Here is an 11,801-nt window from a genome sequence, read left to right as displayed (position 1 = left end):
CTTCTTTTTTGGCGAAGCAAAAAAGAAGGTGGCCCGCCGGGGCCAGTCCCGGCTTCTCTCCTCGGAGAAAGAACAAACTCGTATTACCGAAGAAAAACACCCAAACAAAATCATTCATCAACCCCGCAACATAACCGACAGACCAGCTGTCAACACACAACGGATAAAAGGTACCCCACCATGTCACACTCCTACTTCTGCCCCTGCCCCCGCGGCCTCGAAGCCGCGCTCGCCGAAGAACTCGGCGAAATCGCCCAGCAAAGCAAAACACTCAAAGTCCACAACCAGGTCCCCGGCGGCGTGCATTGCTCCGGAGAACTGACCGATTCCTATCTGGTCAACCTGCATTCCCGCATCGCCTCCCGCGTGCTGCTGCGTATCGCCCACGCAAGCTACACGAACGAGAACGACATCTACGACCTCGCGCTGGCACAGGAGTGGGAAGACTGGTTCAGCGTGCACCACACCATCCGCGTCGACGTGACGGCGGTGAAGTCGCCGCTGAAAAGCCTGGAATTCACGACGCTGAAAATCAAGGATGCGATCTGCGACCGCTTCCGCGATCAGTTTTCCGAACGGCCATCGGTGGACACCAAAGCCCCGGACATGCGCATCGTCGGCTTCCTCGATGCGCGCAATTTCACGCTGTACCTGGACACCTCGGGCGAGGCGCTGTTCAAGCGCGGCTGGCGCCTCGAGACCGGTGATGCGCCGCTGCGGGAAAACCTCGCGGCGGGACTGCTGCGGGTGTCTGGCTGGAAGCCGGGCATGGTGCTGTTCGATCCGATGTGCGGCTCCGGCACCATCCTCGCCGAAGCGGCCCAGATGGTGGCCGGCATCCCGCCCGGCGCGCGGCGTGCGTTCGCATTCGAAAAATTCCACGACTTCAACCAGGCGCAATGGCTGGCGATCAAGGGCAATATCAAGCCAAATCCGCTGCCGACCGTGCCAACGATTTTCGGCAGCGACATTTCCGGCGACATGATCGTCATGACCCGCAACAACCTCAACAAGGCCGGCATCCAGTTCGAGGTGCCGCTGAAGCAGATCGAAGCGCAGGAAGTGAAGCCGCCCTCCGATACACCCGGTATCATCCTGACCAATCCGCCTTACGGCGAACGCATCGGCGTGCGCGGCGACAGCACGATCGAAACGGATGAGCAGGCCAATGCATTCTTCGCCGCTTTCAGCACGACGCTGAAGCAGCGCTTTGCCGGATGGAAGGTGTTTCTCTTCTCGGCCGATCTGGGTTTGCCGAAGATGCTGCGCCTGAAGGAATCGCGCAAGACGCCGTTTTTCAACGGCGCGCTGGAATGCCGCCTTTTCCGCTTCGACATGGTGGCCGGCTTCAACCGGCGCGAGGAAGCGAAGCCGAAAGCATGATCGCCTGACGCCGGCAGAACGGACCTGAATCACCCCGGCGTTTCGCTGGCGATTGCGCTATCCTTGCTTTTTTCGCCATCCCAGGAGAGCCATCATGCTGCAAGCCGTCAAAGGTCTTCCCAAACTCAATGATCCCGGGCTGCTGCGCAGCCAGGCCTACCTGAACGGTGCCTGGACCGGCGCCGCGCATCAGTTCGACGTCACCAATCCGGCCGACGGCGTGACCATCGGATCCGTGCCCAACATGGGCGCGGCGGAAGCGCAGGCCGCCATCGATGCGGCACAGGCGGCATTCCCCGCATGGGCCGCGAAAACCGGCAAGGAGCGCGCCGCCGTGATGCGCAAATGGTTCGATCTGCTGATCGTCCATGCCGACGACCTGGCCGCCATCATGACCGCCGAACAAGGCAAGCCGCTGGCCGAGGCGAAGGGCGAAGTCATGTACGGCGCGAGCTTCATCGAATGGTTTGCCGAGGAAGCCAAGCGCGTCTCCGGCGATGTGATGAGTTCGACCTGGAGCGACAAGCGGATGATGGTGCTCCGGCAGCCGATCGGCGTCTGCGCGGCGATCACGCCCTGGAATTTCCCGATTGCCATGATTACCCGCAAGGTCGGTCCCGCCGTCGCCGCCGGCTGCACCATCGTCATCAAGCCGGCGGAGCAAACGCCGCTGTCGGCGCTGGCGGTGGCGGAACTGGCGCACCGCGCCGGTTTGCCCGCCGGGGTCATCAATATCGTGACCGCGGATTCCGAGCGGTCGATCGAGATCGGCAAACTGCTGTGCGCCAGCCCGGTCGTGCGGCATCTTTCCTTCACCGGATCAACGCCGGTCGGACGCATCCTGATGCAGCAGTCCGCACCGACGGTCAAGAAACTGGCACTTGAACTGGGCGGCCATGCGCCATTCATCGTGTTCGAGGACGCCGATCTCGATGCGGCCGTCGAGGGTGCGCTGGTGTCGAAATACCGCAACGCGGGCCAGACCTGCGTATGCACGAACCGCTTTTACGTGCACGAGTCGATCCATGACGCCTTCGTCGAAAAACTGGCTGCCGGCGCCGCCAGGATGAAAGTGGGCAACGGCTTCGAGCAGGGCATCGTTCAGGGTCCGCTGATCGACGACCAGGCGGTGGCGAAGGTGCAGGAGCACGTCGCGGATGCGGTGGCCAAGGGCGCGAAGGTACTGACCGGCGGCAAGCCGCACGCGCTCGGCGGTCATTTCTACGAGCCGACGGTCCTGTCCGGGGTCACCGGCGACATGCTGGTCATGCGCGAGGAGACATTCGGACCGGTTGCCGCCGTGGCTACATTCAGGACCGAGGAGGAAGCCGTTGCCGCCGCCAACGATACCGAATTCGGTCTCGCCAGCTATTTTTATTCGCGCGACATCGGCCGCGTCTGGCGGGTGGCGGAAAAGCTGGAATACGGCATGGTCGGCATCAACACCGGCATCATTTCCAACGAAGTCGCGCCTTTCGGCGGCGTCAAGCAATCCGGCCTCGGGCGCGAAGGCTCGAAATACGGTATCGAGGAATACCTGGAAATGAAGTATTTATGTATGGGTGGCGTCTGATCGGCAAAGTTGACAGGTATCGCAAACGCGGGCCCTCGTGCTAGGCTTCGCGCTTTGCATCCCGGCAACCAGATCATGTGCGCTCAACAGGCCGCCTTCCACCCCGCCGTCGCCGGCAACACAATCCATATCTTCAACGGCTTCCTGAATCCGTATGGCGGCAGCGAACTGGAAGCGCTGTCGTTATTCAAGCTGCTGCGCGACAAAGCCGACGTCCACCTGTGGGCGACGTCATCGCGGGTATCACCCCAACTGACCAAAGCATTCCCGATCCGGCGCGTCGCGCCGCACAAAGGGCTGCTGCCGGATGGCGGCAACTATGTGTTCGTCGGCGCGCACTGGCGCAACAAATTCTGGCCCTATCTCGTCCGCAAGCCGCGCCGCCTGATTTATGTGTACAACACCTTTCATCCGAAGGTGGTGGCGCTGACCTCCCGCATGCCGCGCCTGCTGCGCTGGCCGCGCACCGAGTACGTGGTGATTTCGGAGTTCCAGAAGACGCTGGCCGGCGTGGAGGGTCAGGTGCATCCGTCACCCATCGATATCGGCCAGTTCGTTCCCGCAGCGCCCGCGCCGCGCGCCATGGACGGGGCCGTCATCGTCGGCCGGATGAGCAGGGATACGGCCGACAAGCACCACCCGGACGACATACCGCTTTATGCGGCGCTTGCGCATCGCGGTTGCGAGATAAGGCTTCAAGGCGCAAGCTGCATTGCCGACCGCCTGCCGCAGAGCGAACGCATCCATGTGTACCCGGAGGGTCGTTTCCCGGCAGCGCAATTCCTCCAGGAACTGGACATTTTTTATTACCGTACAGGCGTCCATGTCGAAACCTTCGGCCGCGTCGTATTCGAGGCGATGGCCTGCGGATTGCCGGTCGTCTGCCACTCGCACGGCGGCTATGCCGACAGCATCCGGCATGGAGAGAACGGCTTTCTGTTCGACACGGCCGAGCAGGCAAGTGAGATTCTGGATCAACTGATTGCCAACCCCGACCTGCGCGCGCAGGTAGGCAAAGCCGCGCGCGAAACGGTGGAAACCCTTTATTCACCGGCCTCCCAGCATGACCGACTGGCGTTTTACCTCGGGTAAGCCAGTTCCGGCATGTTACGATTGCAATACTTATTGTTAATTTTTTTACATCATGAATGAAGCCCTAGCTCCCGAATCCCCTCCCCTTCAACGTGACAAGCGCGATACGTTCCACCATGGCGACTTACGCCGCGCGCTGCTGGAAAGCGCCTGGGAACTGGTGGAAGAGCGTGGCGCGGCGATGACCAGCCTGCGCGAAGTGGCCCGCCGCAACGGCGTCGCCGCATCTTCCGCCCTGCATCATTTCGGCGACAAGGCGACGTTGCTGGCGGCGGTGGCGGAAGAAGGTTTCCGCCTGCTGACCAAGACCATGGTCGACGCCACTGCGGACGTGACCGACAAGAAGGAACACCTGCGCCGCTTTTTCCGCGGTTATGTGCAGTTCGCCATGACCCACCCGGCGATCTTCAACCTGATGCACAGTTCGCTGATCACGCCCTACAGCAATTACCCGCGCCTTCTCGACACCTCGGTCAATACCTTCCGCACGACGAAGGAAGTGATGCGCGCCTACCTCGAACCCTTCGGCACGCCGACGAGGCTGGGCCGCGACGCCTGGGCATTCTGGTCCGCCGCCCACGGCATGGCATCGCTGCTGATCAGCTTCCCGCCCGGGGAGCGGCCGACCCGCGTGGAAGAAAGCGAACTGGTGTCCGGCCTGCTGGAGACCGTCCTGCTCGGACTGGCCGAGCAATGCCGGCGGGATTCGGCCAACCAGCCTGCATAGCGCCGCCGCGCATTCGCTTTCAGCGCGTGCCGTTGATCCGGCTGTTTCCCTGGTCATAGGCGCGCGCCGTCTCGATTTCCTCCTCCGTATAGTGCTGCCGCAATAATGCTTCAACGCCTTGTTGTTTTTGCCGCTCACTTGACGCACTGGCGAGCAAGGCGGTCTTTTGCTGGGCGAACGCCTGGTAGCGGCGTTCCCATTCGTTCTTCTGGTTTTCCATCTCGCCGACCTCCCGCGCTCCTTCCTCGCCAAAATATTGCCGCCGCAGGCGCTGCACATCGCTTTCCGCAGCGCCGCCCTGCCGCAGCAGCGCGACCTTCTCCTCCACGCTCTCGCCTTGCGGCGGATCTGCGCCGTGGTAAGCGATCTCCGGCGCCGCTGCTTTTCGCAATGCCGCGATGCGCGTCGCTTTGTCACGGCCGGCAAGGGTCGGATCGGCCTCGATCATGGCGATCTCGAGATCGAACTTCGCCTGCGCTTCCTGGACTGCGAACAATGCGTCGGCCACTTCCTTGCCGAGATGCTGGCGACGCAACGCAATGACTTGCTCCAGCGCCTGTTCAGGCTTCATTGCATACTTCATTGGATCGCTGGCCGCGTCCGCCTGCGCGGCGCCGATTTCCTCTTCGGCTTTGCGGTAGGCGATATAGCCGTGCAGGATGCGTAAAGCCTTGGTTTGCGCTGTTGCCGGAAGCCCGGTTTGGGCCGCCTCCTCGACCCGCTGCAGATCGGTCCGGCCGGGATTGGTCGGCAGGCTGCCGAGAAGGATGTCGAGTTTTGGCAATACGCTCGCGTCCAGGAGCAGCTCGCCCTTGCCGTCCACGTCGAACAATGCGGCTTGCGGAAGCGTTGCCGGCACGGAGGCGGCCGGATGGCGCGAAGCGGCCGGCGCAGCGAAGATGCTGCCGAGATTGTCCACCCCGGGCACATGTGCAGCACTTCCCCGATCCGCCGACCGGGGGAGGTCGTCGGACGGATACATCAGGTAAGCGAGCGCGCCGACGATGGCCGCGGCGGCAAATTTGGGAATCCAGGTCGTCATTGCAACCTCCTGTCCAGGTAGTCTATGCGGCTATTGCGAAAGTTTCAGCTCCAGCCTCGCTTCGCGCTTGAGCTGGGCGATGCGTGCTTCGACCCGCTCGCGCAGGATGTCGGTGCGCAGGATGTTCTGCATCGCCTCCAGCGGCGGCTTGGGCATGTCGCGCGCTGCATGGACGCGAATCACATGCCAGCCGTACTCGGTCTGTATCGGTTCGCGGCTGGTGGCGGGCATGCCCTGGCCGGCAAGTTTCACCATGGCCGCCGCGAAATTTTCCGTCATCTGGTTCGTCATCAGCCATCCGAGGCTGCCGTCCTTGCCGGCATTCGTATCGATGCTATGGCGTCGCGCCACGCTCGCGAATGCCGTACCGCGATCCAGTTGCGTGATGACTGACCGCGCCTGGGTGACGGTTTTCAGCAGGATATGACTGACCTGGTATTGCCGGTCCGGCTTCTGTGCGGCATAGCGGGCGGCGATGTCCGATTGCTGGACCTTCGTCTCGGCGATGATGTCACGCACCAGTTGCTGGCCGAGCAGCGTCTTGTATTGCAGTTCGGCTTCGGCGGCAACATCCTTGCGCAGGTGAATGCCGCGTTCCCGTGCCTTCTGCGCCAGCACTTCCATCGTGACCAGGTCTTCCAGCAGTTTGACACGGTCGATATTCTGCTCCGCGGCCTTGCGATCCGCCTTTTCCTGTGCAGTCACTTCATCGTAGGGATTGGCGACCCCGACACTGACGTTCACCATCTGATCGAATATCGCCCGGGTGATCGGCTGGCCGTTCACAGTGGCGATGACCCGTCCGTCAGGTGCGTCCGCGGCCTGAGACGCCGAGGCAAGTACGGCGGCCATGAGCAGCAATGCGGCTGGGCAATACGATTTTCGGCTTACCCTGCCCTCATGGTGCTTGAACGATGTGATATCCAGTTGCATGGTTGCTTCCTGCTCCTTGCCGGTCCGCGCCGGCGGTCTTCCGCGAAAAGCGGCGGAGGCTTCCCTCCCCCGCTTTCCATCCGTGTTACACCATCTTTACGCCGGCGATATCAGCGCAGTTGCTGGCGCAACTGGCTATACACGCTTGCGTCGCTTAGCAGCGCGGTGTGGCTGACACTGGCGGTCTGGACACTGGTACCGCACTGTGCGTTGGTCGCCGGGGAGATGACGCCATCGTTGCTCGACCACAGCGAACGGTCGCATCCCTGGCCGGCAAGCTCATTGAGGAAGCTGGAACCAGGACGCATTTCGAAACAGGCAGCGCTGAAGCACGCATAGGCGGAAGTCGTTCCCTTATGCGGCGTGCCCAGTGTGACGAACCGGCGCATCGTGGAGGTGCCGCCAAGCTTTACGCGGTACCAGCGCGACACCAATCCGCCGTTGGAGTGAGCGACGATGCTGATCGGCTGGTAAGCGTTTTTCGAACGCACCGAATTGACGAAATTGCGCAGTTGGTCGGCGCTGGATTTATTGCTGTAGTAGAGCGAGTTGTAGCCGAAGCGATAAAGCTTCGCGGATGGGTAACCATCCGAAGTGAAGCGCGACACCATGGTGTTGAAATTGGATGTGCTTCCTGAATAACCGTGAACAAATACCAGCGGCTCGGTTTGGGCCATGGCGCTGGTTGCCATCATGCTGCCTAACAGCGCAGCACCTGCCAATACCGACAACATCATTTTGCTTTTTTGTTTCCGTTGCATCTGTGTCTCCTCGATTGAATAAAACCGCGGCTTTCACCGCGATACGGCGAAATAAAACCTAACAACGTTCAAATGAACTCGCATCAAGTTTCGAGCGCAAGTTCTGCATTGCAGTACTACTGAAAATCCGTCACCTTCCTGTGTTGCGCGTCATTGCCTTATCAGACGGCAATGCCGAAACACATATCAGCGACGAAAACGGAAGAACCGGAAAATCTGAGCAAATTGAGAAACAGAAAGCAAACGCATTGTTTCTTCAGGGAAATTTTGAGGAGCAACGAAGCGTGCAGGGATAAAGCGAAACGGATGAACGCGGCTGGCGAGTGGGCATGTGTGTCTCCTGCTTTTGTGCCGATGTTTGTATCGGCGTTATTTATGAGCGTGAATCTAACATCGTTTTAATAGACCTGCAATTCGCGGTGCAGCATTCGGTTCTGCATCGCAGAATTTACTATTGACCCATCTCAAACGTTGCAAGCGTGGCATCAGCGGTTGATTTGGATTGGAATTTGTGTTCGAACGGTAATCGTTCACTGTGGTCTGATTGGCAAGACCATTCACCGCAGATCAATGAACACGACGATCCACCAGGCAGTAAAAGAAAAGCGCGTGCTTGAATTGCGTTATCACGGCTATTCACGCATCGTGGAGCCGCATATCTACGGCAAGGATAAGAACGGCGAGGAAGTCATTCGCTGCTATCAGCTTGCAGGCGGCAGCGAGAGCGGTGAACGAGCGGGATGGAAATTGCTGAAGATGAAAGACGTCGTGCTTGTACATCTGGCAGAGACCCATTTCCTGCCCAGGCCGGAGTATCAGCCGGAAGACACGGTTATACGTCAGGTATTTTCCCGCCTCTGACGCGTAACGGACGTACCGGACCGGATCGGCACTTGACCGCTCTTGAATCCCTTGTTATGCAGGCGCTGGCGCTGTATCAGCCAGTCCGACGCCCACCATGCATTGTCCTCGTCGGTGTAGCCGTAAATACGCGACACGCATAGCAGTCCGAGACCGCAGGCGAATACCGCCAGCAAATCGAGCAGCAGCAGGATGAGGCGATTATCGAAACCATACAAGCCGCGTGACAGCAGCGGCCAGGTTTGCACGATGTTCCACTGTTCCCCGCGTGCACCGTCGATCAGCAACAGGATCAGCACCGCAGCGCCATAGGTAATAAGGAGATGGCCGGCTGCAGTCAAACCCCAATACAGCTTTTCATACGGCTCGGTGGCGAAACGAAATCGCCGGACCGCGGTGGGAATGGCGCTGGCGATAAACAGGCATCCGAACGGCACCATGATCAGCGACATGAGCATGCATGTCGTCGCAAACGCACGTTCCTCCGGCGCCTCTTCTCTCTCCTGGCCCTCTTCGCCCCGTTGGCCTCCAATACCCTCTTTTCGATGGAACTTGTTGCCCATTTCTTCTCCCCGTAGAGACTGGCGTCGGCCAGAGGTCCCAGCCTTTTGCTCTAAAGTCGCCCATCACGTGCACATGCGTTTTTCGTCGGCATCCCACTTCGTTGATGCAGCGTTATGGCCCGTTCGTTGCATACCGTGACTCGCTTGCTGGTGGATCGCATTGCACCGTGCCGTGCCCGCGCTTATCTTTTTCAGGCACAGGAACATTCGCGTCGTGATGGGGAAATGATATCTGAAGTCGGGAAGTTTTATCTACTTAAAGATATTTTTATCTTTTTTAGTTGACTAACTGCAACATGACGTAACGCAGAATGCGCGCATGCCTACCAATGAAGAAAAAGCGGCATTCTCCAAACGCCTGGAGCTTGCACTCCGCCGCAGTCCCGAACCCGTTCGCGGCGCGACCGAGCTTGCCCTGCGCTTCAATCTGAAATACCAGGGCAACGCGATTTCTGCCCAGACCGCGCATAAATGGCTGACCGGACGCGCGATTCCGACCAGCGACAAACTATCGACCCTGGCAGCGTGGCTCAATGTCAGCGAGCACTGGCTGCATTACGGCCCGCCGCCCAATCCGCCGCAAGTCGCCGAACAGCGTGGCCGGTACGGCGTGACCTTGCAGGGAAAGGCGGCCGCCGACGCCAGGCAAGCTGCCAAACCTTCGCCCGAGGCGCTGGAACTGGCGATGAAAATCCAGATGCTTCCTTCCGAATGCCGCTACCTGGTGGAAGAACTCGTCAAGCAGCTGCAGCCAAAGTTGTAAGCGACGTTGCTGCGTTCCTTTCATTCGTGCGGGGCTTCCTCCGCCAATCTGCGCGCCAGCCGCAATGCATCCACCAGTTCGGCAAATGCGGCAGTCTTGGCTTCTTCGCCCGGCACTCTCAATACATAGGATGGATGCCAGGTCCGCACGATCCACTTGCCATCATGGGCAATCGCTTGGCCAAGCCGGCCGGTCAGCGTTGCCTTGCGGTCCTTGAGCACCGCTTTCAGGGCCGTGCTGCCGAGCGCCACCACGACCGCCGGCCCGACTTCCGCCAATTCATGATCGAGCCAGTAACTGCACGCGTCGACTTCCAATTGGGCCGGCGTCTTGTGCAGCCGCCGCTTGCCGCGCGGCTCCCATTTGAAATGCTTGACGGCGTTGGTGAGATAGGTCGACTGCCGGTCCAGCCCCGCCTGCGCAAATGCACTGTCGAGCAATTTGCCCGCCGGTCCGACGAAGGGCACGCCGGCGATATCTTCCTGGTCGCCCGGCTGCTCGCCCACCAGCACGATGCGGGCATCAACAGGACCGGCGCCGGGAATGGCCTGCGTCGCGTTGCGCCACAGATCGCACCGGCGGCATTGGTCCAGCGACGTCGGCTGCTGCCTTTCCGGTTGTGCACGTACGGCGTCGATACGCACTTTTTTTCCACCCCGCTCGCCTACCGCCGCCGTCTGGGCAATACGCTGCGCGCCGGCACCGGCCTGGCTGATCAGCCCCGGGATCAGCTTCCCTTCCGGCAGGTTTTTCCAGTAGCGCACCGGCATGTGCATTTCCATCGCACCGGTGTTGAGCCGGGCCGGATTGAAGGTGCTGCGGTAATACGCAAGCCACAGGGATTCGCCATCATCGGCGATGTCCATGTCGGCGTCGAGCGAACCGGACATCGCCGGAGGACCGTTGCGCAAGCTGCAGCCATCCCACATCGCGGTGCCTTGCGGCGTGGCGATCAGCCAGCTTGCCTTGCCCATGCGGCGGGTAAAGTGGCGCGCCACCGGTTCCAATACATCGTGCTGCGGTTCGAACCAGGCGACAAAGCGCGGCGCGCCGCGATCCGTCGGCCGTTCGCGAAAGCGAAGGAAGGCGTTCATTTTGTGGATTTCCCGTTGCACCGTCTTCACCATGGCATGCAGGCGCGCCCCGTCCTCGTCGGCAGGCGACACAACAACGTGGTCGCCGGCATGCCAGCGCCACAGCACCTTGTACAGGAAGGCCCAGCGGTCCGGGTCACGGTAGCAAGCGGCCGTTTCCAGCATTGACAGCAAACGGCGCGGCACCGGCGCACCGCTTGCTTCAGTCGCCGATGCGGACCCTGCGGCTGCCTCTTCGCCATCGGCATCCGCCGCACCGAAGAGATCGTCGACAGGCTGGCCGCCCCACCGGATATCGTGCGGCGCAATGCCCTGCGCCAGCATGCCCCGCGCAGCGCTGCGCCACTCGTCGAACGATGCGGCGTGGGCCGTCTTCATGCCGCCTCCTCCAGCGCCGGAAAGAGGCTGAGCTGGGATGGCGCTTCCGTCATTGCACGGCGAAGGACTTCGGAACTGGCATCGTCCTGGCGAGGGCGATAATCGGCGGTCACGACGAACGGCTTGAGCTTGTCCATGCTGCACCGCAGCCGCGCCAGATCCGCATAGCGGATTTTCCGCATGCGCCGCAGGCTGACCAAGCGCTCGGTATTGCGCAAGCCGATTCCAGGTACGCGGGCAATCAGGGTCGCGTCCGCAAGGTTCAGGTCGAGCGGGAAATGATGGCGATGCGACAGTGCCCATGCGAGTTTCGGATCGATATCGAGCGCGAGATTGCCGGCGGCCGGCAACAATTCGGCCGCCTGGAAACCGTAGCCGCGCACAAGGAAGTCGGCCTGGTAAAGCCGGTGTTCCCGCATCATCGGCGGCGGCTTCTGCGGCAATCCGTCGGGACTTTCCGGAATGGGACTGAATGCGGAGTAATACACCCGCTTGAGCTTGTACGAGTGATAGAGCGTCTCGGCGGTGGACAGGATGGTCTTGTCATCGGTCTTGTCGGCGCCGACGATCATCTGCGTGCTTTGCCCCGCAGGCGCGAATACCGGGCTCTTCGGTTCAGCCTCCTTCTCAT

The 11,801-nt window shown here is 60.9% G+C and carries 11 protein-coding genes and 1 pseudogene; 6 read left to right on the top strand and 6 right to left on the bottom strand.

Annotation, left to right across the window (positions count from 1 at the left end):
- Positions 1–180 precede the first annotated feature (180 nt).
- The 4 genes from V7080_RS17630 to V7080_RS17615 all read left to right on the top strand — a co-directional run bounded on the left by V7080_RS17630 (position 181) and on the right by V7080_RS17615 (position 4,775).
- Positions 181–1,383: a THUMP domain-containing class I SAM-dependent RNA methyltransferase gene (locus V7080_RS17630; protein WP_334189706.1), complete on the top strand. Its 1,203-nt coding sequence runs from the start codon at positions 181–183 to the stop codon at positions 1,381–1,383.
- A gap of 94 nt (positions 1,384–1,477) precedes the next feature.
- On the top strand, positions 1,478–2,956 hold the full coding sequence (locus V7080_RS17625) for an NAD-dependent succinate-semialdehyde dehydrogenase (RefSeq protein ID WP_334189705.1): 1,479 nt from the start codon (positions 1,478–1,480) through the stop codon (positions 2,954–2,956).
- Positions 2,957–3,031: 75 nt separating this feature from the next.
- A complete protein-coding gene (locus V7080_RS17620; protein WP_334189704.1) occupies positions 3,032–4,048 on the top strand; it encodes a glycosyltransferase family 4 protein in 1,017 nt (338 codons plus the stop codon).
- A 52-nt stretch (positions 4,049–4,100) separates the two neighbouring features.
- Positions 4,101–4,775 (top strand): TetR/AcrR family transcriptional regulator, encoded by a 675-nt coding sequence (locus V7080_RS17615; RefSeq protein WP_334189703.1) that lies wholly within the window; start codon positions 4,101–4,103, stop codon positions 4,773–4,775.
- A 19-nt stretch (positions 4,776–4,794) separates the two neighbouring features.
- Here the strand turns inward: V7080_RS17615 and V7080_RS17610 are convergent, their stop codons facing one another.
- From V7080_RS17610 to V7080_RS17600, 3 genes are all read right to left on the bottom strand, one after another.
- A complete protein-coding gene (locus V7080_RS17610) occupies positions 4,795–5,817 on the bottom strand; it encodes a lipase secretion chaperone (protein ID WP_334189702.1) in 1,023 nt (340 codons plus the stop codon).
- 30 nt (positions 5,818–5,847) lie between these two features.
- Positions 5,848–6,750, bottom strand: a complete 903-nt coding sequence (locus V7080_RS17605; protein ID WP_334189701.1) for a peptidylprolyl isomerase — start codon at positions 6,748–6,750, stop codon at positions 5,848–5,850.
- A gap of 110 nt (positions 6,751–6,860) precedes the next feature.
- A complete protein-coding gene (locus V7080_RS17600; protein ID WP_334189700.1) occupies positions 6,861–7,511 on the bottom strand; it encodes an esterase/lipase family protein in 651 nt (216 codons plus the stop codon).
- Positions 7,512–8,081: 570 nt separating this feature from the next.
- On the opposite strand from V7080_RS17600, the gene V7080_RS17595 reads away from it, so the two are divergent.
- A complete protein-coding gene (locus tag V7080_RS17595) occupies positions 8,082–8,372 on the top strand; it encodes a hypothetical protein (RefSeq protein WP_334189699.1) in 291 nt (96 codons plus the stop codon).
- Here the strand turns inward: V7080_RS17595 and V7080_RS17590 are convergent.
- Entirely contained in the window at positions 8,351–8,935 is a 585-nt protein-coding gene (locus V7080_RS17590) for a hypothetical protein (protein WP_334189698.1), read from the bottom strand. The two genes, V7080_RS17595 and V7080_RS17590, sit on opposite strands and share 22 nt — an antisense overlap.
- Before the next feature lie 319 nt (positions 8,936–9,254).
- Here V7080_RS17590 and V7080_RS17585 point away from each other — a divergent pair, with 319 nt between their 5' ends.
- The gene (locus V7080_RS17585; RefSeq protein ID WP_334189697.1) at positions 9,255–9,698 is read left to right on the top strand and encodes a transcriptional regulator; all 444 of its coding nucleotides are present in this window, start codon (positions 9,255–9,257) and stop codon (positions 9,696–9,698) included.
- Between the two features lie 20 nt (positions 9,699–9,718).
- Here V7080_RS17585 and V7080_RS17580 read toward each other — a convergent pair whose 3' ends face one another.
- Entirely contained in the window at positions 9,719–11,170 is a 1,452-nt protein-coding gene (locus V7080_RS17580) for a UdgX family uracil-DNA binding protein (protein WP_334189696.1), read from the bottom strand.
- Positions 11,167–11,801 (bottom strand): annotated as a pseudogene (locus V7080_RS17575) (putative DNA modification/repair radical SAM protein); the annotation flags it as partial. The pseudogene V7080_RS17575 and the gene V7080_RS17580, both read right to left, overlap by 4 nt.

Source organism: Noviherbaspirillum sp., from assembly GCF_036846085.1.
In the GTDB taxonomy this organism is placed as follows: Bacteria; Pseudomonadota; Gammaproteobacteria; order Burkholderiales; family Burkholderiaceae_D; genus Noviherbaspirillum.
This window is presented reverse-complemented; position numbering and strand designations above follow the sequence as displayed.

Bases quoted from the DNA above. Each gene is read 5' to 3' on its own strand.
- V7080_RS17630 (WP_334189706.1), top strand. From the start codon at position 181: ATGTCACACTCCTACTTCTGCCCCTGCCCCCGCGGCCTCGAAGCCGCG.
- V7080_RS17625 (WP_334189705.1), top strand. From the start codon at position 1,478: ATGCTGCAAGCCGTCAAAGGTCTTCCCAAACTCAATGATCCCGGGCTG.
- V7080_RS17620 (WP_334189704.1), top strand. From the start codon at position 3,032: ATGTGCGCTCAACAGGCCGCCTTCCACCCCGCCGTCGCCGGCAACACA.
- V7080_RS17615 (WP_334189703.1), top strand. From the start codon at position 4,101: ATGAATGAAGCCCTAGCTCCCGAATCCCCTCCCCTTCAACGTGACAAG.
- V7080_RS17610 (WP_334189702.1), bottom strand. From the start codon at position 5,817: ATGACGACCTGGATTCCCAAATTTGCCGCCGCGGCCATCGTCGGCGCG.
- V7080_RS17605 (WP_334189701.1), bottom strand. From the start codon at position 6,750: ATGCAACTGGATATCACATCGTTCAAGCACCATGAGGGCAGGGTAAGC.
- V7080_RS17600 (WP_334189700.1), bottom strand. From the start codon at position 7,511: ATGCAACGGAAACAAAAAAGCAAAATGATGTTGTCGGTATTGGCAGGT.
- V7080_RS17595 (WP_334189699.1), top strand. From the start codon at position 8,082: ATGAACACGACGATCCACCAGGCAGTAAAAGAAAAGCGCGTGCTTGAA.
- V7080_RS17590 (WP_334189698.1), bottom strand. From the start codon at position 8,935: ATGGGCAACAAGTTCCATCGAAAAGAGGGTATTGGAGGCCAACGGGGC.
- V7080_RS17585 (WP_334189697.1), top strand. From the start codon at position 9,255: ATGCCTACCAATGAAGAAAAAGCGGCATTCTCCAAACGCCTGGAGCTT.
- V7080_RS17580 (WP_334189696.1), bottom strand. From the start codon at position 11,170: ATGAAGACGGCCCACGCCGCATCGTTCGACGAGTGGCGCAGCGCTGCG.